Raw genomic sequence first — 23,657 nt, forward strand, 5'->3', positions numbered from 1 at the left:
TCGGAGAGAGATTTAGCATGGCAAGCGTAGCACCCAATCTCGGTACTCTTTTTGGAACGCAGGTTCATGAGGAATTCATGGCCTTTGTGGATGACGAGCATAGTCTGGGCATTTGCCGGGAGGCTGCCACCGGAAATGACTGGTCGGAAGACTGTATTCAGGATGGCGGCATCGGCGAGGCCGTTCAGCGGATCGAGCCGGGCAACGCGCCAAAGACCGTGATGGCGGATATCAGTCGCAGTCTGGACCCTGAAGGGGATATCACCCGCCTGATCCGTAAATTGGGACCGTCCGGGAACCTGATTGTGATCGGGGCCTCCAATGATGTGCAGGTGTTTCGCCGGATGATCGCGCTTGGGGCGTGTGACTATATCGTCAAGCCGCTTACCGTGGATGTGGTGCAGGACGCCATTCTCAGTATCGACAAGCAGGCACAGGCCCGCCAGACCGCCCAAAGCGGTCGCCTGACCGTCATCATCGGGGTGCGCGGCGGTGTCGGGGCCTCTACGCTGGCCACCAACCTTGCCTGGATCATGGCGAACGAGGAAAAACTGGGCACGGCCCTGATCGATCTTGATCTTCATTTCGGGACCTCGACCCTGTCGCTGGATATTGAAAGCGGCGGCGGCTTCCGCGAGGCGCTGGAAAACCCGCATCGTCTGGACAAGCTGTTTCTGGACAGCGCCATCACCAAGGCGGGGGAACGTCTGGCCGTTCTCGGGACGGAAGAGCCGATTGAGGAATTCGTTGATCTGCACCCGGAGTCGGTCGATACCCTGATCGGCGAGATCAGTCAGGATTACAATCAGGTGCTGATTGACCTGCCCCGGCATCTGTTGCCAACACAGGGGGCGCTGCTTGCGGCGGCGGATACGGTTGTGCTGGTGTCGGATCAGACGCTGGCGGGCATTCGCGATATTAACCGGATCACGCAGGCCATGACATCCCTGTCCACAAAAGGGCGCATCTTGCGGATTGTCTCTCGGGTCGGCAGCGAGCGCGTCGCCCAGGTTTCCAAGTCCGATTTTGATCGGGCGCTGAGCGACCATGTGGATTATTACGTCCCGGAAGATGGGAAAACCCTGTCTGTGTGCGCCAATGTGGGCAAGGCCATCGCCGCCGAGGCCCCGCGCGCGCCCATTACCAAGGCCTTGCGCGATATCGCAGCGGATATTTCCGATTATGAAAAGCCAAAGAAGCAAAGTTTTCTTGGCAAGATCGTTGGTTCCGGCAAAAAGAAAAAAGGCACTAAGGCGTGAGTTTGTGGCGCTCATCATCGGGACAGAAAAACAAGTCGGCCCCGGCTGCGCCTGAAGCGGCGAGCGGGGCGGCGGATACCACTGGCCTGATCGACAAGCTGGCGCCGGCGGCGATGGATGCCCTGCTGGGCACGTTCCATGACGGGGCGTCCCGTTCCGACATCAATCAGGCGGCCCGGGGGTTTGTCCGTCAGGCGCTGGAAAAAGACAATATTCGCCTCAACGTTCTTGAGCAGCGAACCCTTGTTTCCGCATTGTCCGACCGGCTTTGGGAGGCCTTCGCCGCCTCTCGCCAGGAAGCCGAAGTCGCGACGGAGACAGAAAATCTGTCAGTCCGTGAGGATGTGCCGCCCCCGTTCACGGTTCCTGAAAGAACCCAGATCGTTGAGGAAGGGGTCACGGTTTTCGGTGCGGATATCGGCGCTCCGGCGGAAGTGACGGCCGAATTTGAGCAGCCGATCCTGTCCCCGTCAGACTTTATGGACAGGGCCGAACCTGAGGACGAACCCTATGAGGAGCCGCTGGTTCCTGTCGCGGGATCGGTCAAGCAGAGCGAACTTGGTGCGCTTGGCAACGAGGTGGCAGCGGCATTGGAGGAAAAGGCGGAGGAGGCGGACAAACTGCGTCTTCTTGCCGTTACCGAGAAACAGGCCCCCCGGTCCGCGACCCAGACGGAACTGACCAAGGAACGGGTCCAGCCGTTGTTGTTGGAGCGCATTGATATCAGTGCTGCCGTGACAATGGACCGCCTTGATCTGGCGCGGGATATTTCGGACATCGTCGCGGATATTCTGGTCGAGGAACGCATCCAGCTGAACCAGCGGGAACAGCGGGAACTGATTGAAAGCCTGATGCATGACATGCTGGGGCTGGGACCGCTGGAGCCGCTGCTGGCGGATGAGGCCATTACGGATATCATGGTCAATGGCCCCAAGCAGGTTTATGTGGAAAAGAAGGGCAAGCTGACCCTGTCAGAGTGCCAGTTCCGGGACAATGCCCATGTTCTCAGCATTGCCAGCCGGATCGTCAGCCATGTGGGACGGCGGGTTGATGAAAGCAATCCGCTGGTGGATGCGCGTCTTGCCGATGGTAGCCGTGTGAATATCATCATTCCCCCGCTTGCCATTGATGGGCCCAGCATTTCCATCCGTAAATTTGCCAAACAGAAGATCACGCTGGATGTGATGGAGCGGCAGGGCAACCTGTCTCCTTCGGCGGCGACGGTCCTCAGGGTGGCAGGGCGGTGCCGGCTGAATATCCTGATTTCAGGCGGAACAGGGTCGGGTAAAACGACCATGTTGAACGCCATCTCGCAATTGATCGATCCGGGTGAACGGATTGTCACCATCGAGGATGCGGCGGAGCTGCAATTGCAGCAGCCCCATGTGGTGCGGTTGGAAACCCGCTCTGCCAATCTGGAAGGGTCCGGCGAGATCGGCATGCGGGACCTGCTCAAGAACTCCCTGCGGATGCGACCGGACAGGATTATCCTGGGTGAAATTCGTGGCGGCGAGGCCATCGACATGCTGCAGGCCATGAATACGGGCCATGACGGGTCTCTTTCCACCATTCACGCCAACCGCCCCCGCGAGGCCCTGACCCGGCTTGAAAACATGGTCGGGATGTCCGGGGTGAACCTGCCCGCGAAGGCAGTACGGACGCAGATTGCGTCGGCCATTGACCTGATCGTGCAGGTCAGCCGGATGCGCGATGGGGTGCGCCGGGTCACCTATATTTCCGAAGTTGTCGGCATGGAAGAGGACATCATCACCATGCAGGACCTGTTCTGGTACGAGTTTCAGGGCGAGGACAAGGGCGGACGCCTGTTGGGGGAATACAAGTCTTCCGGCTTGCGGCCCCATTTCGCCCCGCGGGCTGCCTATTACGGGTTGGACAAGATGTTGATAGGAGCGATGTGATGTTTGGCGGAGATGACCAACTGCTCATGATGGTGATTGTCGGTGGGGGAACCCTGCTGGTCACCCTGATCCTCGGCTTTGCCTTTGTTGGCGGGGATGGATCATCGGCCGCACTGAAACGCCGCCTGAGCGAGGTTGGAAACGGCACCAGACGGGCACCGGACAAAGTCGGCCATCGCAGTTCGGCCCGCATTCAGAACCCGAAAGGCAGTTCCCAGTTCATTGATGCGCTGGCCCGAAAGATGCTGCCGAAACCGGCGGAATTACGGTCCCGGCTGGAAAAAACCGGGTTTAATATCTCCATCGCGCAATATTTCCTGATTACCGTTGCGGCCGTTGTCCTGCTGACGGTTATGTGTCGCTTTGTTTACGGGTTTTCCCTGTTTCTGGCCATTCCCGTTGCGCTGGCCGGGGGCATGTTCATTCCCCATTTCATCATCGGGTTTCTGGGGCGGCGCCGGATCAACAAATTTATGAAGGCCTTTCCCGAAGCCATCGAGTTGCTGTGCCGGGGCTTGCGGGCGGGACTGCCGATCAGCGAGGCGATCAATACGGTCGGGCACGATTCCCCGGAACCTGTCGGTAAGGAATTCAGGGTTGTCGCAGATACGGTACGTATGGGACGGACTGTGGAAGATGGCTTGTGGGATGTGTCGCGTCGGATCGATCTGCCGGACTTCAAGTTCCTGATCATTGCCATTTCCATTCAGCGGGAAACAGGCGGTAACCTTGCGGAAACGCTGGGGGGACTGGCCAGCACCCTTCGGAAAAGACGGCAGATCAAGCTGAAGATCAAGGCCATGTCCTCCGAGGCCCGGGCCAGTGCGTGGATTATTGGCTCCCTGCCGTTCATCATGTTTTTCCTGCTGTGGCTGGCCAATGACAGTTATGTGATGACCCTGATCCATGACCCGCGCGGGATTTACATGATCGGGGCGGGCCTGACCATGATTGGTTTTGGCGTCATGGTCATGGCCAAGATGGTCCGGTTCGAAATCTAGGAGGGCCGTCTTATGGATATTACCACACTCCTTCCGGGATGGATGAAATCAGAGGATATCATGGCCATCGTGGCAGGCATCGCCGCCATGGTGGTGTTCCTGATGATCTGGAATGCCCTGCTGGTGAAGGACAGTCTGCCCGAACGGATCAAGAGCCTTGAAAAGCGGCGGAGCAAGCTGAAGGCGGAAGCCGTGGCCGAAACCCGGCAACGCAGCCAGTTGATTGCCCGTGAAAACCTGATGCACCGGGTCGTCAAGAAGATGAAGCTGATGCGCGGGGAAAAGGCGCGGCAGATTTCGGCGCGTCTTGCGCAGGCTGGCTGGCGGTCCAAGGATGCGCTTGTAACCTATCTGTTTGCGCGGATTGCATTGCCGGTGGTCGTGGGTCTGTTCGCGGTTATTTACTGCGTGGTCCAGAACCCCTTTGACTGGCCGCTGTCGGTCGGGTTGATGGTCTCCCTTGGGGCGGCCCTGTTTGGCTACAGCCTGCCGGGAATTCTTCTGAAAAACCAGATTTCAAAACGCTATGCCCTGATCCGAAAAGCCTTGCCGGATGCGCTGGACCTGCTGGTGATCTGTACCGAGGCGGGCCTCAATCTGGACAGCGGGCTTGACCGTGTTTGCCGGGAAATTGCCAATTCAGCCCCGGAACTTTCCGATGAATTCGGCCTGACATCCATTGAGCTGGGGTTTCTGCCCGACCGGAAAGAGGCCCTTGGCAACCTTGCCAAACGGGTTGATTTTCAGGCAATGACGACGCTGGTCAATACCCTGCTGCAAACCGAGAAATACGGAACGCCCCTTGCGGTGGCCTTGCGGGTCCTGTCTGCCGAGATGCGGGATGAACGCCTGATGAAGGCCGAGGAAAAAGCCGCCCGGCTGCCCGCCATCATGACCGTTCCCATGATTGTCTTTATCCTGCCAGCCCTGTTCATCGTGCTGATCGGCCCGGCGGTCCTGAAAGCCATTGATGCCTTTTCGGGAAGCTGAGAGAGCGGACACCCCTCACATTTGACCTGGCGGAACCCTGCACAAAAAAATGCCCGCCTGTTGGAGCAGGCGGGCATTGCAGTGAATGGCATTTCACTCAGTACGCTACAAAAGCTGTCTCATAGGTCTTGTTTGTAGAGCCGTCCCGCTTTTCTGCCGGGCGGTGTTCGTCCGTCTTTGCTGGGCCGGGAGCTATCGTGTCAGAGGCCGGGCGGGCAACGGTTTCGCCGCTGTCCTGTGCGGCGGCTTCCGGCTGGCTCATGAAGCAGTCAGACCCGCGATCCCGCAAGGCACCGCAAAGCCGGACCGGGGCATCCTTATCTGTATAGCCACCAATACGAACCCGGTAATAGACCCCTTTGCCTTCGCCAAGGTCAATGCGGGAATATGTGGGTTTCAGGTCAGACAGCAGGTCCCCATGCTGGGAATGCAGGATTTTCCAACCCATTTCGGCCCGCTCAGCCGTTCTGAAAGATCCGACTTGCAGGAAATATCCGCTGGTGGCGGAATTTGGCAGCGGCAGCGAAAAGGCTACCTTTTCGATCTGTGCCGGGGCCGCAGGGGTTGGGGCAGGGGCCGCTTCGACCTTTTTCGGGGCCGGTTCACTTGTCGCCGGTTTTGCGGCGATCGTCGGCTCCGCTGCCTCGGTTGCCTTTGTGGTGCCGGACTTTTGCGCTTCGGCAGTGGGGGCAACCGGGATCAGGTCAGCCGCCCGCTGTTGGGGCTTCCCTTTAGTGTCTGCCAGTTGTGTTGCCGGTTTTGTCGCGGGTTCTGTCGGCGGGGAAAGCGGTGTGCTTTCAACCTTGCCTGTCGGAACCGCCGCCAGCATCGTTGCAGATGGCATATAGGACGGCTTTGCAGGCGTATCCTGTCTTTCCGTTGTCAGGCGCTGCGTGGTTTTCCGGGCTTCCAGCGGTGTTGTCGAGGGAACGGCGGATGGCGCCGGGTTTTCGGTCTTCTTTCCGGCCATGGCAAGAACATGGTCACGGCGGCTGCCTTCGGGCGCTGCCAGAGGTCCGGTGTCATTGTTCAGCGCCTGAAAATACAGGGCGTTGTTGCGGGCATCCCGCTCGTTCAGATCCATGCGGGAATAGCGCATGGCCTCGGCGGTTTTGCCAGCCATGCCATAGACAAGCGCCAGATTCTGGCGGTGTTTGGCTGTTGCGTTCGGGTGGGCCGTGATGATTTCCAGCATGGCGATGGCCTGATCCGTCCGCCCGACAAGGGCAAGGGACAGGGCCAGATTGTTCTGATAGGTCAGGTTGTTCGGGTCGGCCTTGATGGCCTGCCGATAAAGATCCTGTGCCTTGTCATGGTCACCGGCGGTGTCATGGGCCACGGCCATACCACCGTGGGCAACCGCATAATCGGGGTCATGTTCAAGTGCCTTTCTGAAGGCCTGCAGGGCGAGGAACGGCTTGTCCAGTGACAGCAGGCTGTATCCGATGCCGCTGTGGGCCTCAAGCAGTGCCGGGTCCTTCTGAAGAAGGTTTTCATAGATATCAAGGGCCGCTGTCGGCTGGTTGTTCTTGCGGAACGCATCCGCAATCTTCAACGAGGGCAGCGGGCTTTCCGGGTCTTTTTCGGCGGCCATGGAATAGAAACGGAAGGCGGTTTCCGGATCCCCTTTTTCAAGCGAACGGTCGCCAATCCGCAGCAATCGTTCAAAGGTGAGGCCTGTCGACAAGTCCTGTTCTTCGGCTGCCGAGGCAACCGGTGTGGGCTTCGTGCCTGTCTGTTGCTGGGCAACCGTGTTACAACCGGCGGCGACCAGACTGGTTGTCACCAGAAGCATGGCGCGGCAATAAGGGGTTCGACGACTTGACTGGGGCATTCTCCCGACTCCTGTATTCCATTCCGGAAATCAGCAGGCAGTCTAACAGTCGTGTCCTTAAAAAATCTTAATATTCCCCCCGGATTTAATGATAATTTTTAAGCAATTCCCATTGTTCCGCTGCCATTGCCTCACGGGCAAGGATCATTGCCGGGTTACGAGTCGGCAAGGCGTCTCCGCCCGGCAGGCATCTGTGAAAGTCCGTCTGAAAATCCAACCCCATCATTGGTCGCGGCGGGATGGGACGGCACGAAGGCCGGTGCAGGCGCAGGTGCTTGTTGGCTGGCGGGATGTAATCCGGGTTGCGCTTGCGGGGGTATAAAGTTCTGCGGCATCCCCGGAATCGGGGGCGGTTGGTGTGCTGGTGACATATCCGGGTAGTGAGGCTGATATCCCGCTTGATAGCCCGCGTTCTGGAGGGGGCGGGCGGGCGGCTGGTTCTGCTCGATTTCCGGGTTCATGTATTTGTCGAAGATGCCGGATGCGATATGCTGGGGCAAGGCCTCGAACAGGGACAGGGTGTTTTGCATGCCGATCTTGTTGATAAAATTGGCAATTGTGATGGTCAGAAGGCCTGTTCGTACGGATTGTTCGTCAATGCCCCGCTGTTGACAGCGGGCAAGGGCATCGGACAGTTCCTTTGCGACGCCGTTGATCCTTTGTCCATTGCTCATGTCTGGTCCCCTCTCTGGTCTGGTACGGGCGATCGGTTTGTTGCTGTACACATGCTGAAGGGTTAACGTCTGGCTGTTCTTTATGTGAATATTAATGCCTAGGCAGGTCTTCGCAGAGACGCGGCAGGTCTCTCGCGGATGGCTGGAATGGATGGAGAAGGAAGCGGAAAATGGAACGGGAACTGGGCAGGTTGGCCGCCCTGATCAAGGCCAGTAACAGGATTGTCTTTTTCACCGGTGCGGGGATCAGTACGGAATCCGGAATTCCCGATTTCCGAAGCCCGGGCGGATTGTGGGAGAAAAACCAGCCGATCGAGTTTTCCGACTTTCTGGCTTCCGAGGAAATGCGGCGGGAATCGTGGCGTCGCAAGTTCGCCATGGACAGTGTCATGTCAGCAGCGGAGCCCAATGCCGGGCATCTGGCGATTACCGAACTGTACCGCCGGGGGCAGGTCTCGAAGGTGGTGACACAGAATATCGATGGCCTGCAACAACTGGCCGGTGTGGACGAGAAGGATGTGATCGAACTGCACGGCAATACCACCTTTGCCAAATGCTTGGATTGCGGAGACCGGATGAGCCTGAAGCAGGTAAAGGCTGTTTTCGCGGTCAACGAGACCTTGCCGGAATGCGGTCGTTGCGGTGGAATTGTTAAAACAGCGACCATTTCCTTCGGCCAACCCATGCCTGTCCGGGAGTTGCAGGAGGCGGAAAAAGAGGCCGTGGCCTGTGACCTGATGATTGTGGCAGGGTCATCGCTGGTTGTTTATCCAGCCGCAGATATTCCGTTGATCGCGCGGGAGGCGGGGGCCGAACTGGTCATCATCAATCGCGAGCCGACACCGCTGGACCCGGTTGCCAGCCTCACTATTCGGGGGGAAATCGGGAAATCTCTCAGCGCTGTCACAAAACCGTAAGGGATAATCAGCAAATTAAGACAAACGATCTTATATTGTAATAAATCGTTCAAAATTCTCAAATTCAGGATGGTTCGGTCTTTTTATGGCGAAGATGTTTGTGTTTATTGCTCTGGTCACGGCGCCCGTGGCGATCATTGCATTCTGGTTGGTCAGTCAGGACCTGTTGGCGTTGGAATATGCAATTCTTTTGACATTGACGCCTGTGGGGCCGGGGGTGCTGATCTATAACCGCCTGCTGATGGAGGTGAATGCCCTCGGTCAGAAGGTGGAGCATGTGACAGAGCCCGGTTTTGATGCCCACAAGCATAATTACAGCCTGCGGTCCGGTTTGTTGCCGGTTGATGACCTGCTTTTGTCCCTGCGCCAGCATCGCCGTGTGCTGCTGCAGCGGATCAATCAGGCGAAAAGCCGGGAAGAGGACACCAACTTCCTGTTTGACATGCTACCAGATCCCATTCTGGTTCTGGATGAACGCCGCCAGATCAACCGGTTCAACAAGGCCGCGCAGGAGTTTTTCGAGACCGCGACCCTGGAAGGGGACCTGACGGAATGCCTGCGCCATCCGGCGCTGATCCGGGCTGTTGACGGGGTGTTGGCCCGCCAGTCAGAAGGGGAGGCGGTGGCCTTTGCCATTCCGGGCAACGTGACCCGCCATCTGCAGGCCTATGTGGTCAGTCTGTGCGGCGACGCGGGCGGAGAATTTCGGGTGATCATCAGCCTGCATGATGTGACAAGCGCCAAGCGCACGGAACAGATGCGGGTCGATTTCGTTGCCAATGCCAGCCATGAATTGCGGACACCACTGGCCATCCTGATCGGGGCCATTGAAACCCTGCAAGGCCCCGCCGCGCAGGATTACAAGGCCTATCCCCGGTTCTTGAACATGATGCATGCGCAATCCCGCCGCATGTCGCAACTGATCGATGACCTGTTGTCCCTGTCGCATATTGAAATGCATGAACACAGCCGACCGGCCGAGAAAGTAACGCTGAACGAGGTCCTGCAGGAAGTGGGGGACCTGATCCAGTCCAAGGCGACAGGGCTTGGTAAATCCATCGCCCTTGACATGCCGGACGACCGGGTTTTTGTGACGGGGGACAAGAGCCAACTGGCACAGGTCTTTACCAACCTGATCGACAATGCCCTGAAATACAGCCGGGACAATACGGAGGTGTCCGTCCGGCTGGAGCAGCGGGAAAGGGATGTGCTGGTTTCCGTTATTGATCAGGGCGAAGGGATTCCCAAGACCCATCTGCCGCGTCTGACGGAGCGGTTCTATCGCGTGGATAGTGATCGTAGCCGGGAAATGGGGGGAACCGGGCTGGGGCTGGCGATCGTCAAGCATATCCTGAGTCGCCACCGGGGAAATCTTGAAATAGAATCTGAAATGGGAAAAGGCTCTGTCTTTACAGTGCGTTTGCCCCTTCCTAATTCAGTAACTATCTAAAAATAAACGACTATTCTCCTGTAACAATAGTGTCATGGTTCTGTAGTATTCCGGTCACCGTGGAGACGCAGAGTGCGGTCATCGACAGGATAGACGCTGTCGCACTACTGAACGGAGAATAGACGTGTTTAAGAAAACTCTCGGCGTTGCTGTCATTGCGACAGTAGCATTTGCAGGACAGGCAATGGCTCGCGACCAGATCCGGATCGTTGGCTCTTCCACAGTATTTCCCTTTGCAACAACAGTTGCAGAAACCTTTGGTAACAAGACAGGCTTCAAGACACCTGTCGTTGAGAGCACAGGCTCCGGCGGTGGTCTGAAACTTTTCTGCGCCGGTATCGGTGACGAGCACCCGGACATCACCAACGCTTCCCGTCGTATCAAGAAATCCGAAGTTGAAAAATGTGCGGCTGCCGGTATCACCGATATCACCGAAGTGAAAGTCGGTTTTGACGGTATCGTTCTGGCCAACTCCAAATCTGCCAAGCCGGTTGAACTGACCAAGCAGCAGGTCTTCATGGCACTGGCCAAGCAGGTTCCGATTGACGGCAAGCTGGTCGACAACCCGTACAAGACCTGGAACGACATTGATCCGTCCCTGCCGAAAACCAAGATCGAGGTTCTCGGTCCGCCTCCGACCAGTGGCACCCGTGACGCCTTTGTTGAACTGGCCATGGAAGGCGGCGCCAAGGCATTTGATATGCTGAAAGACCTGCGCAAATCCGACAAAAAGGCCTTCAAGGCTGTGGCCCACTCCGTTCGTGAAGATGGTGCCTATATCGAAGCTGGTGAAAATGACAACCTGATCGTTCAGAAGCTGGTTGCCAACCCGGATGCCATCGGCATCTTCGGTTTCAGCTTCCTTGACCAGAACGCTGACCGTATTCAGGGCGGTATCATCGGTGGTGTTGAGCCGACCTTTGAAAACATCTCTGCTGGCGACTATGGCATTTCCCGCTCCCTCTACTTCTATGTGAAGGCAGCGCATGCGGACAAGGTTCCGGGCATCAAGGAATTCATCGCTGAATTCACCAGCGAAGATGCCTTCGGCGAGTTTGGTTACCTGACTGAAAAGGGCCTGATCCCGCTGTCAGAAGAAGAGCGTACAAAGGTTCGCAACGATGCGACCTCTCTTACCAACCTGAAGCTGATGTAATCCAAAACCGGGAGGAGGGGCGTTCCCTCCTCCTTTTTTGTACTTCCCGAAAGCAGGGCAAGCACCCATGAGTTTCCTTCCCCTTGTATTGGTCCTTCTGGCAATGTGTACCTTCGGATATTGGTACGGTTCCAGACGGGCAATGGCACAGACGGACAGTTCAGTCCGGCGCGTGGCCGTCAGGCCCCACCAGTTTGGACTGTATGTGGCGATCTGGGGGCTGGTGCCTCCGGTTTTTCTGATTGTACTCTGGGGATTGTTCCAGGAATTCGGTAGCAGCCTCGGACCGGCGCTTTTCGACCAGATCAGGACAATCGTCTTTCCCGTGGTAACCCTGCTTGTGGCCGCTGGCGGACTGTATGTCTCGATCCAGAAAATCAATCCGGCCCTGAAGGTTCGCAAGACAATCGAGACGGCTGTATACGGGGTCTTGATCCTTGCCTCCACCCTGTCGGTACTGACCACGGTGGGCATTGTTTTTTCCCTGCTGTTCGAAACAATCCAGTTTTTTGACAAGGTTCCCCTGTCGGAATTCTTCCTTGGCCTGGAATGGAGCCCCCAGACCGCGTTGCGGGCTGATCAGGTTGGCTCTTCCGGGGCGTTCGGGGCGATCCCGTTGTTTGCCGGTACCATGCTGATCACCCTGATCGCCATGATGGTAGCGGTTCCGCTTGGCCTTTTCAGTGCCGTTTACATGACCGAATATGCAACAGACCGGTTCCGGGCCATTGTGAAGCCCATTCTTGAAATTCTGGCCGGTATCCCGACGGTGGTTTACGGCTTTTTCGCGGCCCTGACCGTGGGGGTGTTCTTCCGGGATGTGGGGTCAGCGATCGGTCTGGACGTGGTTTCAGAAAGCGCCCTTGCCGCCGGTGTGGTCATGGGCATGATGATCATTCCCTTCATTTCATCGCTCAGTGACGACATCATCATGGCGGTACCGCAAAGCCTGCGGGATGGTTCCTACGGCCTTGGGGCGACCCGGTCGGAAACGGTCATGAAGGTGATCCTTCCTGCGGCCCTGCCGGGGATCGTCGGCGCGGTGCTGCTGGCGGTTAGCCGGGCCATTGGTGAAACCATGATTGTGGTCATGGCCGCTGGCTTTGCCGCGAACCTGACCGCCAACCCGCTGGAAGCGGTTACAACCGTTACGGTGCAGATTGTCGGCTTGCTGGTCGGTGACCAGGAATTTGACAGTGCCAAGACCCTTGCCGCCTTTGCGCTGGCACTGGTTCTGTTCGTTATCACCCTGTCCTTGAACGTGATTGCGCTTATCGTGGTCCGCAAATATCGTGAAAAATATGACTGATACTTCCACACCGGGAAAGAAGACCGATTGGGCATCGCCGCAACTGCTTGCCAAGGTCGCGCAGCGCCAGCGGGCAGAGAAACGGTTCCGCCGATTGGGGCTGAGTGCCATCGTGATCGCGCTGGCCATGCTTGCCACCCTGTTGTTCAGTATTGCCGGAAAGGGTTACAGCGCCTTTTACCAGACCCGTCTGGTAATGGATGTGACCTTCAGCGAGGCTGTGATTGATCCCAAGGGAACGCGAAACGAGGATGACCTTCGGGCCGCTGGCTATGGGGGAATTGTTCGCGATACCCTGCGGGAAACCTTCCCGGACGTGAAATCCCGCAAAGACCTGCGCGAATTGTTCGCCCTTGTCAGCAAGGGCGCCCCGATGCAGCTTCGGGACATGGTTCTGGATAACCCTGATCTGATCGGCCAGACCGTTCCTGTCGATTTTATCGCCGGTGACGATATCGACATGTTCAACAAGGGCTTTATCCCCCGCGATGTTCCCGAAGGGGATCGCCGGGTCAAGGATATGGAAATCGCGTGGTTTGACCAGCTTGATGCCGTCGGGGCGGTCAAGATGGTTTTCAATTCCACCTTCTTTACCTCGGGCGATAGCCGGGAGCCGGAACTTGCCGGGATTTGGGGCGCGATCAGCGGGTCTTTCTATACCCTGATTGTCACCTTCCTGATCTCGTTCCCCATCGGGGTCATGTCCGCAATCTATCTGGAGGAGTTCGCCCCCCAGAACAAGTTCACGGACCTGATCGAGGTGAATATCAACAACCTTGCCGCGGTCCCGTCGATCGTGTTTGGCTTGCTGGGATTGGCGCTGTTCCTCAATGTGGCGCATCTGCCGCGCTCCGCCCCCCTTGTTGGTGGGTTGACGCTGGCACTGATGACCTTGCCAACCATTATCATCGCCTCTCGTGCGGCCATCCGGGCCGTCCCGGACAGCATTCGCGAGGCGGCGCTGGGTCTTGGGGCCTCCAAACAGCAGACGGCCTTTCACCATGTGTTGCCCCTGTCCATGCCGGGTATCCTGACAGGAACGATTATCGGTCTGTCACAGGCGCTTGGCGAGACGGCCCCACTTTTGATGATTGGTATGGTTGCCTTTATCGTGGATATCCCTGGCGGGTTTACCGATGCGGCGACGGTTCTTCCGGTCCAGATTTTCCTTTGGGCTGACAGCCCGGAGCGGGCCTTCGTCGAGAAGACCTCGGGGGCGATCCTCGTGCTGCTCGGGTTCCTGATTTTTATGAATGCACTGGCTGTTCTTCTTCGCAAGAAATTTGAACGGCGTTGGTAAGAGGTTATAGGAAAATGCAAATGCTTGCTGACGTAACGACCCCTGAAATTGAAGACGTTGAAGCCATCATTTCTGCAAAGGATGTGTCAGTCTTCTATGGTGACAAACAGGCGCTGAACAATGTCAATCTGGACATTCCCGCCAACCAGATCACCTCTCTGATTGGTCCGTCCGGTTGTGGTAAATCGACCTTTCTGCGGTGTCTGAACCGGATGAATGATACGGTTTTCGGGTGCCGCGTCGAAGGGAATATCACGCTGGATGGGCAGGATATATATGCCCCCGAGGTGGACGAGGTTCTGCTCAGGGCGCGGGTCGGGATGGTGTTCCAGAAACCCAACCCGTTCCCGAAATCCATTTATGATAACGTGGCCTATGGCCCGCGTATTCATGGCCTGACCCGGGATAAGGACGAACTGGACGAAGTGGTCCTGACCAGTCTTGAGAAGGCGGGCCTGCTGAAAGAGGTGAAGGATCGCCTCAACGCAACAGGGACCGGACTTTCCGGTGGCCAGCAACAGCGCCTTTGTATTGCCCGTGCGCTGGCGGTGCAGCCGGACATCATTCTGATGGACGAGCCCTGTTCGGCCCTTGACCCGATCGCAACGGCGCGGATTGAGGAACTGATTGAGGAACTGCGGGAAAACTATACGATTATCATCGTGACCCATTCCATGCAGCAGGCCGCCCGTATTTCCCAGAAAACGGCTTTCTTCCATATGGGCGAGATTGTCGAGGTCGGGGATACGGAGCAGTTGTTCACCAACCCGCGTGATGACAGGACACAGGGCTATATTACCGGCCGGTTTGGTTGATCCGGGTGCGGCGAGGAGAATAGGAAATGAACGGAACAGGACATATCGTGACGTCGTTTGACACCGACCTGACAGAGGTCCGCAAAACCATCATCGAAATGGGTGGTCTTGCTGAATCCCAACTGGAAGCAGCCATTCGCGCCCTTGTGGAACGGGATTCCGAACTGGCGCAGCAGACCATTGAAGGGGATGCGGCGGTGGATGCACTGGAACACAAGCTGGATAATCTGGCGGTCAAGATGCTGGCGCTGCGCAACCCGGTGGCAGATGATCTTCGGCTGGTGATTTCCGCCTTGAAGATCGCGTCCCTGCTGGAGCGTGTAGCGGATTATGCGGCAAACCTTGCCAAGCGGGTTATCGCCCTCAACAAGGCGCCGATCGTGCGTCCGGTATCCACCATTCCCCGCATGGGCGAAATGGTCCGGCACATGATCCATGATGCCCTGACCGCTTATTCAAAGCAGGATGTGGATCTTGCCTATGATGTGTGGCGCCGGGACAAGGAAGTGGATGAACTGTATAACAGCATGTTCCGGGAGCTTCTTACCTATATGATGGAAGACCCCCGGAGCATTACAAGCTGTACCCACCTGATCTTCATGGCGAAGAATATCGAGCGGATCGGGGACCACATGACGAATATTGCGGAAATCCTGATCTATCAGGTCAAGGGCCACGGCCCCGAGGAAAAACGCCCCAAGGGGGACGAAACCAGCACCACCATGATCACATCGGATGAACTGGGTGTAGGGCAGGGAGCAGACAGTAAATGAGAGTTTTGATTGTTGAAGATGAACCGTCCATGGTTGAGCTTTTGAGATACAATCTTGAAAGCGAAGGCTTTGAGGTCAGTTCTGCCCTGGATGGCGAGGAAGCGATGCTGTCCATCGAGGAGCAGACCCCTGACATGGTTCTTCTTGACTGGATGCTGCCAAAACTGTCCGGGATCGAGATTTGCCGGCGTTTGCGGCGGGATAAGGAATACCGCAACCTTCCGGTGATCATGATCACCGCAAGGGGAGAGGAAAGCGACCGCATTCGCGGGCTGGATATCGGCGCGGATGATTATGTATCAAAGCCGTTTTCCCCCAACGAATTGATGGCCCGTATTCGGGCGGTCCTGCGCCGTCACAACCCGGTTCTTGGCAGTGATACCCTGACGGTTTCAGATGTGACCATGGATCTGGTGGCCTACAAGGTCCGGCGCAATGACCGGGAATTGCATCTTGGCCCGACGGAATTTCGCCTACTGCGCTTCTTCATGGAGCGGGCGGGCCGGGTCCTGACCCGTGAACAGCTTCTGGATGGTGTCTGGGGGCAGAACGTCTATGTGGAGGACCGGACCGTGGACGTGCATATCCGGCGCCTTCGCAAGGCCCTGAACGGTGAGAACGACCCGGACCTGATCCGCACGGTAAGGGCTGTGGGCTATTGCTTTGAAAAGGCCTGAGCCCGATAGGGATTTACAGACGCCAAAATAAAAGAGGGCCTGAAAGGGCCCTCTTTTATGTGTGCTGTCCGGCGTGTTTTACTGCGCGGCGGCGATATGGCTTTTCAGGGTTTCGATCAGCCCGTCGACGCCTTTGCCGTTATTGCTGATCACCGATGAAAATTCATCCCGGTGGGTGATGGCCATGCTGACATTTTCCACAATCAGGTCGATGATTTTCAGGTCGCCAGAGTTTGACTTGCGAACCCGCCAATCCAGCTTGATGGGCGGACCGGCCGGACGGATGATCTGGGAATTGACCAGAATTTCTTTCTTGTTCAGCGGTTTGGCTTTCAGGATTTCAAGATTCTCACCCGCATACTCACCGATCCGCTTCTGGTAGGTCGTGATCATGTAGGTATCGAACAGGGACAGGAATTCCTGAAGTTGTTCCGGTGAGGTTTGTCGCCGATACTTGCCCAGCACAAACTTGCCAATCAGGTCCATGTCAAAGCCGTCATTGACGAGATTGGAAAAGCCTTCCCGCTTTGCATCCTCGTCAAGAGAGCCGTCAGACAGGAGTTTGACAGCCCGCTGTCCCAACTGGTCAACCAGATTGATGGCTTGCTGTTCCGCGGCTTCCACCGCCTGTGCTCCCGTGGGGGAGGGCATGATCGCCAGCGGCGAGGCCGCAAGGAATGTTGCCACCAGAGGAACGCTAAGGGCTTTGCAGAGTTTCATCCGCTTCATCCCTGATCAGTTCAGGCCGGTTGAGGCTTGGGCGTCGGTTCCTGTATCATCAATGAACAGGTTTGAAACCTTGCGGGCGGCACCGGGGGCATCATCTTCTTCAAAGTCGAAAGAGATATCCGGCAGCGGGGTGGCTTCTTCGTTGCCATCCATCAGCAGGTTTTTACGGTTCTGACGGTACAGGCTGCGAATCGCGGCATAGAAATCAATGGAATTGCGTTCGATATCATCCACGGAGTCGAGAGACTGGTAGCGGAAGTCGATTGCATGGGCGCCGGTGCGATAAATCCGGAAATTGTCGATGTCATGGTGCTCTGCAACCATGTTGGCCGGGTCGATGAAATATTCACCAACACTGCCGACGGCTTCACGGGTTGTATTGGGACCAAAGACCGGCAGAACCAGATACGGGCCTTCCGGGACACCCCAGACGGCAAAGGTCTGGCCCAGATCTTCATCCTCGGTTTCCAGTTGCGCCACGTCAAACAGACCGCCAACGCCAAGGAAGGTATTGGTGAAGAAAGCGCCCATGTTGTTCCCTGCACCATCCAGATCGCCTTGGGCGACGTTGTTGATGAAGTAGATGGGCTGCGACAGATTCGTCAGGAAGTTGGAAACGCTGTCCTTGACCCCATCGGGAACGGCATCCCGGTAAATATGGGCCACAGGTTTCAGGAACAGGGCATCCAGTGCATTGTTCACGTCAAAGAAATACCGGTTTAGGGGTTCGATCGGATCATAGACATCCTGATACATCATTGTTGAGGACTCGGTGTCCTGTGCTGTCGCAGCGGTCCCGGTCAATCCCACAAGGGAGAGGGCCACGGCGCCAGTCAGCAACGATGTTTTGAACCTGTTCGAACTCATAATAAAACCCAGCTCCAGTTTCAGGAATTCACGTCCATTTAAACAATGGAAGCACATAATATATTACAGAACCCTTTACGTAATGCATTAATCCATTGCGAGAACCAAATTAATGCAAGCAACGCGTATAGCGTAATTTCTATCGCAAGAAAACCTTGTTGTTCAATGTGGTTTATGGGTGACCTGTGACGGGGTCTACAACTGTGTTGCGAAAAAGTCGCGAAAAACGAACTGTACAAAGATATAAAGATATGTTTATATCATTAGGTATTTTTTGAGCGAGGCGAGAGTATCCGGTGGAAAGTCTGTTGCAAGGGTTGAAGGCTGCGGGGGAGGAGACGCGTATGCGTCTTCTTGTTCTGTGTGCCCATTCTGAACTGACGGTCAGTGAACTGATCCAGATTCTCGGGCAGAGCCAGCCCCGCGTGTCCCGTCACCTTAAACTGCTGTGCGAGGCGGGCCTGATTGACCGTTTTCAGGAAGGAAGCTGGGTTTACTACCGGTTGGCCAGCAAGACCGGCAATTCCGAACTGGCCCGATCACTGGTTGATCTGGTGCCCGAGGGGGATTCGGTGGTGGCGCGGGATCTGGAGCGTTTGAGCGCTGTCAAGCAGGCCCGCATGGACGCCGCTTCGGAATATTTCCGGGAAAATGCGTCGCGCTGGAAAGAAATCCGGTCCCTGTATGTTGCCGAGAAGGAGGTTGAGAAACTTCTTTTGAGGGCCTTTGAGGGAATGGAGATCGCCGATTTTCTGGATATCGGCACCGGAACCGGGCGCATTCTGGAATTGATGGGATCACGGGCGGATTATGCCGTGGGGATTGATACCAGCCGTGAAATGCTGGCCTATGCCCGTACGGCAATCGAGGATGCGGACCTTCGGAATTGTCAGGTTCGGCTTGGCGATATGTATAACCTGCCTTTTTCCAATGAAACGCAGGATGCCATTGTTATTCATCAGGTCCTTCACTTTGCCGACCGACCGCAACAGGTCATTGAGGAGGCCGCACGGGTTTTGCGCCCCGGTGGCCGCCTTGTGGTCGCTGATTTTGCGCCTCATTCGGTCAAGTATCTCAGCGAGGATCATGCCCACCGCCAGATGGGGTTCGATGAAAACCTTGTGTGGAACTGGTGCGAAGCGGCTGGTTTGCAAAAAGGGCAGTCCTTTGTCCTTAAAGGGGACCCGCTGACAGTTATTATTTGGGTGGCCCATGCCGCCGAACAGGAAGTAGTATTAGGAGAAGTATCATGAGTTCGCCTTTGGCACAGTTGGCCGCGATCGACAAGGTCGGCCCGTCCGGCAATGGCTCGAAAAACCCGGTCAATATTTCGTTCGAGTTTTTTCCGCCAAACACGGAAAAGATGGAGGCGAAGCTTTGGGAAACGGTAGAGCGGCTGGCTCCGCTCGGTCCCAAATTTGTGTCGGTGACCTATGGTGCGGGGGGCTCCACGCGGGAGCGTACCCACAAGATTGTCAGCCAGATCCGAAAAGAAACGGCGCTTGAGCCGGCCGCCCACCTGACCTGTGTCGGGGCGTCGGTCGCCGAAATCGAGGATGTGGTCAACCAGTATTGGGAAAGCGGTGTGCGTCATATCGTGGCCCTGCGCGGTGATCCGCCGGAAGGGGCCGCCGGGTTCAAGCCGCATCCGGACGGGTTTGCCGGATCGGCGGAACTGATCGAGCATATCCGCAAAATGCACGATTTCGAGATCAGCGTGGGCTGTTACCCGGAAATTCATCCGGAAGCCTTGTCCAGTCAGGCGGATATTGATTACCTGAAGCGCAAAGTGGATGCCGGGGCGACCCGGGCCATCACCCAGTTCTTTTTTGACCCGGAAACCTATCTGCGGTTTCTGGACAGGGTGCAGGCGCAGGGCATTGATATTCCCATCATCCCCGGTATTCTTCCTGTAACCAGTTATACCAAGTTAAGGCAGTTTAGTGGCCAGTGCGGCGCCCATCTGCCCGCGTGGCTGACCCATCTGTTCGAGGATCTGGACGAGGACCCGGCGACCCGCAACCTGGTAGCGGCCATGGTCGCGTCGGAACAGTGCCGCCAGTTGCAGCAGGCCGGTATCCGGGATTTCCATTTTTATACCCTGAACCGGGCCGATCTGGTGTATGCCATCTGTCATACGCTGGGCGTCCGGGCCGTGCAGGCCAACTGAGACCGCTTGAAAATTGTTGATGTATTGTTGTGAAACGCAGGACCGATCCCATGAAAAAGTCTGATGCCTATCTTCGTCTGGAAACTGCCCTGAAAGACCGCATTCTGGTTCTGGATGGTGCGATGGGCACCATGATCCAGTCTTATAAATTGTCGGAAGAGGACTATCGCGGTGATGCCTATCGGGACAGCCCGATTGACCTGAAGGGCAATAACGACCTTCTGTCCCTGACCAAGCCGGACGTGATCGAGACGATCCATGACCAGTTCATGGAGGCCGGTGCGGATATTCTGGAAACGAACACGTTTAACTCAACCAGTATCGCACAGGCGGATTATGGACTGGAAAGTGAGGTCTATGCCCTGAACAAGGCATCGGCGGAACTGGCGCGGCAGGTTGCCGATCGCTGGACGGCCAAAACACCGGACAAGCCGCGCTTTGTGGCCGGCGTGCTTGGCCCGACCAACCGGACCGCCTCCATTTCGCCGGATGTGAACGATCCGGGGTTCCGGAACGTCACTTTCGATCAACTGGTCGAGGCCTATGACGAGGCGCTGGGCGGTCTTGTGGACGGCGGGGCGGATATCGTCCTGATCGAAACCGTGTTTGACAGCCTGAACTGTAAGGCTGCCATCTATGCGGTATTGCAATATTTCGACCGGACCGGCGTGCGCAGGCCGGTCATGATTTCCGGCACTATTACCGACGCGTCCGGCCGGACCCTGTCGGGCCAGACCGCGGAAGCCTTCTGGGTATCCATGGCCCATGCGGAACCGATCAGCGTCGGTTTCAACTGCGCCCTTGGGGCGAAAGATTTGCGCCCCCATGTTCAGGCCGTGTCGCACGTGGCACGGACCCGGATCAGTGTGCATCCCAACGCGGGTCTGCCGAACGAATTGGGTGAATATGATGATACGCCTGCCTATATGGCCGATCAGCTTAAGGAATTTGCGACCAGCGGGTTGGTGAATATCGTCGGAGGCTGCTGCGGAACCCGGCCCGAGCATATCGCCGCCATCGCCGAGGCGGTTCAGGATGTGGCACCGCGTGCCATTCCTGATACTGAGCCGCTGGGGGCGTTGAGTGGTCTGGAGCCGCTATACTTGGATGACACCGTCGGGTTTGTGAACGTCGGTGAGCGGACCAACGTGGCCGGTTCTGCCAAGTTCAAGAAGCTGGTGATGAACGGCGATTATGACACCGCCCTTGATGTCGCCCGCGAACAGGTGGCAAACGGCGCCCAGATTGTGGACGTCAATATGGATGATGCCATGCTGGACGCCCACGAGGCCATGGTGACCTTCCTGAACCTGATTGCATCGGAGCCGGATATCTGCCGGGTGCCGGTGATGATCGACAGTTCCAAGTGGGATGTGCTGGAAGCGGGCCTTAAAACCGTTCAGGGCAAGGGGGTTGTAAACTCCATCTCCCTCAAGGAAGGCGAGGAAAGCTTCATTGAGCAGGCCCGCAAGATCCGCCGGTACGGCGCGGCGGTTATCGTCATGGCGTTTGATGAGACAGGGCAGGCCGATACGCAGGAGCGGATGATTGAAATCTGTTCCCGGTCCTACAAGATTCTGACGGAAACGGTTGGCTTCCCGCCGGAAGATGTGATTTTTGACCCCAATATCTTCCCGATTGCCACCGGTATCGATGAGCATCGGAACTTCTCGAAGGACTATATCGAGGCGACGAAGCAGATCAAGGCGAGCCTGCCCTATGCCAAGGTCAGCGGCGGGGTGAGCAACATGTCCTTCTCGCTGCGGGGCAACAACCCCATGCGCGAGGCCATGCACGCCGTATTCCTGTATCATGCGGTCAATGCCGGCATGGATATGGGGATCGTCAATGCGGGCCAGCTTGCGGTCTATTCCGATATCCCTGAGGACCTGCGCGAGCGGATCGAGGATGCGGTCCTGAACCGCCGGGATGACGCCACGGAACGACTTCTGGAAGTGGCAGAGCAGGCGGTTGGCCAAAAGAAATCATCGGCCGATGACCTGACCTGGCGGGAGGGAACGGTTGGTGAACGGCTGACCCATGCGCTGGTGAAGGGTATCTCTGAATATATCGAGGCGGATACCGAGGAAGCCCGCCAACAGGTCGAGCGTCCCATTCAGGTGATTGAGGGCCCCCTGATGGATGGCATGAACGTGGTCGGTGACCTGTTCGGGTCGGGCAAGATGTTCCTGCCGCAGGTGGTGAAAAGCGCCCGCGTCATGAAGCAGGCGGTTGCCTATCTGTTGCCCTATATCGAGAAGGAAAAGGAAAAAGGCGGCAGCCTTGGCGCCAAGGGCAAGGTCCTGATGGCCACCGTAAAGGGGGATGTGCACGATATTGGCAAGAATATCGTGGGTGTTGTGCTGCAGTGTAACAACTTCGAGGTAATCGACCTTGGGGTGATGGTTCCCTACACCAAAATTCTTGAAACCGCCCGCAAGGAGAATGTGGATATCATTGGCCTGAGTGGCCTGATCACCCCATCGCTTGAGGAAATGGCAACGGTCGCCGCCGAAATGCAGCGGGAAGACTTTGACATTCCGCTGCTGATCGGCGGGGCGACCACGTCCAAGGTTCATACAGCCCTGAAGATCGAGCCGCAGTATAACGGCTCGACTATCTATGTGACGGATGCGTCCCGTGCGGTTGGTATTGCCACGGCCCTGATCAGTGAGGACGGTAAGGCCAAGCTGGTGTCTGATATCAAGTCCGAATATGAACAGGTCCGCGAGAACTATCTGCGCAAGGCGAAACCTAACGCCCAGGCCACCATCGAGGAGGCGCGGGCCAACAGGGTACAGATCGAATGGGACGGGTATGTTCCGCCCAAGCCGTCCTTCATCGGCTTGCGGCAGTTCGATGATATCGACCTTCATGATCTGGTCGATTACTTCGACTGGTCACCGTTCTTCAGGACATGGGAACTGGCGGGGCATTTCCCGGCCATTCTGGACGATCCGGTTATCGGGGAAACGGCCAAGGAGCTTTTCAATGATGCCCAGAACATGCTGGCCTGGATCATGTCCGAGAAGTGGCTCACAGCCAGGGCCGTTGTCGGGTTCTTCCCGGCGGCGCGGGACGGGGATGATGTGATCCTCTATGAGGATGAAAGCCGGACCCGGGAAATTCACCGTTTCCATTATCTGCGTCAGCAGATGAACCGCAGCAACAAGCGGGCCAACCACTGCCTTGCGGACTATATTGCCCCGCTGGACATGGGCATTCCCGACTATATGGGTGTGTTTGCCGTAACTGGCGGTCTTGGGATCGAAAAGAAACTGGCGGATTTCGAGCGGACCCATGACGATTACAGCAATATCCTGTTGAAAGCCCTTGCCGACCGGTTCGCCGAGGCAACAGCGGAATATATGCATGAAAAGGTTCGTCAGGAGTTGTGGGGCTATGCTGCGGACGAGCAATTGTCCAACGAGCAACTGATCAAGGAAGCCTATCGGGGTATTCGTCCGGCACCGGGTTATCCGGCCTGCCCGGACCATTCCGAAAAACCGGGGCTGTTTGAATTGCTGGAAGCAGAGGAGCGGGTTGGAATCTCGCTGACGGAAAGTTTCGCCATGTTGCCGGCGTCGTCCGTATCGGGGTTCTATTTCTCTCACCCTGAGGCCCGGTATTTCGGTGTCGGCAATATTGCGCAGGATCAGGTGGAGGATTACGCCCGGCGCCGTGGTGTTCCCGTCGAGACGGCCGAACGCTGGCTGGCATCGAACCTGTCCTATGATCACCGGCGGAAAGACAAGAAATAGACCTGACGAATTCTTGATTTCCCTTTAGCCTGTTAATGGGGAAAAGTGATGCAGAA

Annotated in this window: 19 protein-coding genes; 15 read left to right on the top strand and 4 right to left on the bottom strand. The window is 56.8% G+C overall.

The window, feature by feature from the left end; genetic code table 11:
• Positions 1 to 17: 17 nt before the first annotated feature.
• Genes FQB27_RS09170 through FQB27_RS09185 form a run of 4 tightly spaced genes read left to right on the top strand, consistent with a single transcriptional unit; the run spans position 18 to position 5,169 of the window.
• On the top strand, positions 18 to 1,259 hold the full coding sequence (locus tag FQB27_RS09170) for a CpaE/TadZ family protein (protein ID WP_169560715.1): 1,242 nt from the start codon (positions 18 to 20) through the stop codon (positions 1,257 to 1,259).
• Positions 1,256 to 3,178: a TadA family conjugal transfer-associated ATPase gene (locus tag FQB27_RS09175; RefSeq protein WP_206374481.1), complete on the top strand. Its 1,923-nt coding sequence runs from the start codon at positions 1,256 to 1,258 to the stop codon at positions 3,176 to 3,178. Before FQB27_RS09170 ends, FQB27_RS09175 begins: the two co-directional genes overlap by 4 nt.
• Positions 3,178 to 4,179: a type II secretion system F family protein gene (locus tag FQB27_RS09180; RefSeq protein ID WP_169560716.1), complete on the top strand. Its 1,002-nt coding sequence runs from the start codon at positions 3,178 to 3,180 to the stop codon at positions 4,177 to 4,179. The genes FQB27_RS09175 and FQB27_RS09180 overlap by 1 nt, the downstream gene beginning before the upstream one ends.
• A gap of 12 nt (positions 4,180 to 4,191) precedes the next feature.
• A complete protein-coding gene (locus tag FQB27_RS09185; protein WP_169560717.1) occupies positions 4,192 to 5,169 on the top strand; it encodes a type II secretion system F family protein in 978 nt (325 codons plus the stop codon).
• Positions 5,170 to 5,266: 97 nt separating this feature from the next.
• On the opposite strand, the gene FQB27_RS09190 is transcribed toward FQB27_RS09185, so the two are convergent.
• Together FQB27_RS09190 and FQB27_RS09195 are read right to left on the bottom strand one after the other, a co-directional pair.
• Positions 5,267 to 7,003 (bottom strand): SPOR domain-containing protein, encoded by a 1,737-nt coding sequence (locus tag FQB27_RS09190; RefSeq protein WP_169560718.1) that lies wholly within the window; start codon positions 7,001 to 7,003, stop codon positions 5,267 to 5,269.
• 155 nt (positions 7,004 to 7,158) lie between these two features.
• Entirely contained in the window at positions 7,159 to 7,677 is a 519-nt protein-coding gene (locus tag FQB27_RS09195; protein WP_169560719.1) for a hypothetical protein, read from the bottom strand.
• Positions 7,678 to 7,847: 170 nt separating this feature from the next.
• Here FQB27_RS09195 and FQB27_RS09200 point away from each other — a divergent pair, with 170 nt between their 5' ends.
• The 8 genes from FQB27_RS09200 to phoB all read left to right on the top strand — a co-directional run bounded on the left by FQB27_RS09200 (position 7,848) and on the right by phoB (position 16,074).
• Entirely contained in the window at positions 7,848 to 8,594 is a 747-nt protein-coding gene (locus FQB27_RS09200) for an SIR2 family NAD-dependent protein deacylase (protein ID WP_169560720.1), read from the top strand.
• 85 nt (positions 8,595 to 8,679) lie between these two features.
• The gene (gene phoR, locus FQB27_RS09205; RefSeq protein WP_169560721.1) at positions 8,680 to 10,044 is read left to right on the top strand and encodes a phosphate regulon sensor histidine kinase PhoR; all 1,365 of its coding nucleotides are present in this window, start codon (positions 8,680 to 8,682) and stop codon (positions 10,042 to 10,044) included.
• Between the two features lie 124 nt (positions 10,045 to 10,168).
• Positions 10,169 to 11,200 carry a PstS family phosphate ABC transporter substrate-binding protein gene (locus tag FQB27_RS09210; protein ID WP_169560722.1) on the top strand — a complete coding sequence of 344 codons (1,032 nt, stop codon included), beginning with the start codon at positions 10,169 to 10,171 and terminating at the stop codon, positions 11,198 to 11,200.
• Between the two features lie 67 nt (positions 11,201 to 11,267).
• Positions 11,268 to 12,509: a phosphate ABC transporter permease subunit PstC gene (gene pstC / locus FQB27_RS09215; RefSeq protein ID WP_169560723.1), complete on the top strand. Its 1,242-nt coding sequence runs from the start codon at positions 11,268 to 11,270 to the stop codon at positions 12,507 to 12,509.
• On the top strand, positions 12,502 to 13,809 hold the full coding sequence (gene pstA / locus FQB27_RS09220) for a phosphate ABC transporter permease PstA (RefSeq protein WP_169560724.1): 1,308 nt from the start codon (positions 12,502 to 12,504) through the stop codon (positions 13,807 to 13,809). The genes pstC and pstA overlap by 8 nt, the downstream gene beginning before the upstream one ends.
• A 20-nt stretch (positions 13,810 to 13,829) precedes the next feature.
• Positions 13,830 to 14,624, top strand: a complete 795-nt coding sequence (gene pstB / locus FQB27_RS09225; protein ID WP_169560725.1) for a phosphate ABC transporter ATP-binding protein PstB — start codon at positions 13,830 to 13,832, stop codon at positions 14,622 to 14,624.
• A 26-nt stretch (positions 14,625 to 14,650) separates the two neighbouring features.
• Positions 14,651 to 15,397, top strand: coding sequence for a phosphate signaling complex protein PhoU (gene phoU, locus FQB27_RS09230; protein WP_169560726.1), 747 nt, complete (start codon positions 14,651 to 14,653; stop codon positions 15,395 to 15,397).
• The gene (phoB, locus tag FQB27_RS09235) at positions 15,394 to 16,074 is read left to right on the top strand and encodes a phosphate regulon transcriptional regulator PhoB (RefSeq protein WP_169560727.1); all 681 of its coding nucleotides are present in this window, start codon (positions 15,394 to 15,396) and stop codon (positions 16,072 to 16,074) included. The genes phoU and phoB overlap by 4 nt, the downstream gene beginning before the upstream one ends.
• Positions 16,075 to 16,152: 78 nt before the next feature.
• On the opposite strand, the gene FQB27_RS09240 is transcribed toward phoB, so the two are convergent.
• Together FQB27_RS09240 and FQB27_RS09245 are read right to left on the bottom strand one after the other, a co-directional pair.
• Positions 16,153 to 16,794, bottom strand: coding sequence for an MlaC/ttg2D family ABC transporter substrate-binding protein (locus FQB27_RS09240; RefSeq protein WP_169560728.1), 642 nt, complete (start codon positions 16,792 to 16,794; stop codon positions 16,153 to 16,155).
• A 15-nt stretch (positions 16,795 to 16,809) separates the two neighbouring features.
• Entirely contained in the window at positions 16,810 to 17,670 is an 861-nt protein-coding gene (locus tag FQB27_RS09245; protein WP_169560729.1) for an MlaA family lipoprotein, read from the bottom strand.
• Positions 17,671 to 17,966: 296 nt separating this feature from the next.
• Here FQB27_RS09245 and FQB27_RS09250 point away from each other — a divergent pair, with 296 nt between their 5' ends.
• Genes FQB27_RS09250 through metH form a run of 3 tightly spaced genes read left to right on the top strand, consistent with a single transcriptional unit; the run spans position 17,967 to position 23,601 of the window.
• The gene (locus FQB27_RS09250) at positions 17,967 to 18,923 is read left to right on the top strand and encodes an ArsR/SmtB family transcription factor (RefSeq protein ID WP_169560730.1); all 957 of its coding nucleotides are present in this window, start codon (positions 17,967 to 17,969) and stop codon (positions 18,921 to 18,923) included.
• Positions 18,920 to 19,840 carry a methylenetetrahydrofolate reductase [NAD(P)H] gene (gene metF / locus FQB27_RS09255; protein WP_169560731.1) on the top strand — a complete coding sequence of 307 codons (921 nt, stop codon included), beginning with the start codon at positions 18,920 to 18,922 and terminating at the stop codon, positions 19,838 to 19,840. The genes FQB27_RS09250 and metF overlap by 4 nt, the downstream gene beginning before the upstream one ends.
• Before the next feature lie 50 nt (positions 19,841 to 19,890).
• On the top strand, positions 19,891 to 23,601 hold the full coding sequence (gene metH / locus FQB27_RS09260; RefSeq protein WP_169560732.1) for a methionine synthase: 3,711 nt from the start codon (positions 19,891 to 19,893) through the stop codon (positions 23,599 to 23,601).
• Positions 23,602 to 23,657 lie beyond the last annotated feature (56 nt).

The sequence above is a fragment of the Sneathiella chinensis genome, assembly GCF_012720115.1.
In the GTDB taxonomy this organism is placed as follows: Bacteria; Pseudomonadota; Alphaproteobacteria; order Sneathiellales; family Sneathiellaceae; genus Sneathiella; species Sneathiella chinensis.

Coding starts and splice junctions, on each gene's coding strand:
- FQB27_RS09170 (WP_169560715.1), top strand. CDS start 18: ATGGCAAGCGTAGCACCCAATCTCGGTACTCTTTTTGGAACGCAGGTT.
- FQB27_RS09180 (WP_169560716.1), top strand. CDS start 3,178: ATGTTTGGCGGAGATGACCAACTGCTCATGATGGTGATTGTCGGTGGG.
- FQB27_RS09185 (WP_169560717.1), top strand. CDS start 4,192: ATGGATATTACCACACTCCTTCCGGGATGGATGAAATCAGAGGATATC.
- FQB27_RS09190 (WP_169560718.1), bottom strand. CDS start 7,003: ATGCCCCAGTCAAGTCGTCGAACCCCTTATTGCCGCGCCATGCTTCTG.
- FQB27_RS09195 (WP_169560719.1), bottom strand. CDS start 7,677: ATGAGCAATGGACAAAGGATCAACGGCGTCGCAAAGGAACTGTCCGAT.
- FQB27_RS09200 (WP_169560720.1), top strand. CDS start 7,848: ATGGAACGGGAACTGGGCAGGTTGGCCGCCCTGATCAAGGCCAGTAAC.
- phoR (WP_169560721.1), top strand. CDS start 8,680: ATGGCGAAGATGTTTGTGTTTATTGCTCTGGTCACGGCGCCCGTGGCG.
- pstC (WP_169560723.1), top strand. CDS start 11,268: ATGAGTTTCCTTCCCCTTGTATTGGTCCTTCTGGCAATGTGTACCTTC.
- pstA (WP_169560724.1), top strand. CDS start 12,502: ATGACTGATACTTCCACACCGGGAAAGAAGACCGATTGGGCATCGCCG.
- pstB (WP_169560725.1), top strand. CDS start 13,830: ATGCTTGCTGACGTAACGACCCCTGAAATTGAAGACGTTGAAGCCATC.
- phoU (WP_169560726.1), top strand. CDS start 14,651: ATGAACGGAACAGGACATATCGTGACGTCGTTTGACACCGACCTGACA.
- phoB (WP_169560727.1), top strand. CDS start 15,394: ATGAGAGTTTTGATTGTTGAAGATGAACCGTCCATGGTTGAGCTTTTG.
- FQB27_RS09240 (WP_169560728.1), bottom strand. CDS start 16,794: ATGAAACTCTGCAAAGCCCTTAGCGTTCCTCTGGTGGCAACATTCCTT.
- FQB27_RS09245 (WP_169560729.1), bottom strand. CDS start 17,670: ATGAGTTCGAACAGGTTCAAAACATCGTTGCTGACTGGCGCCGTGGCC.
- metF (WP_169560731.1), top strand. CDS start 18,920: ATGAGTTCGCCTTTGGCACAGTTGGCCGCGATCGACAAGGTCGGCCCG.
- metH (WP_169560732.1), top strand. CDS start 19,891: ATGAAAAAGTCTGATGCCTATCTTCGTCTGGAAACTGCCCTGAAAGAC.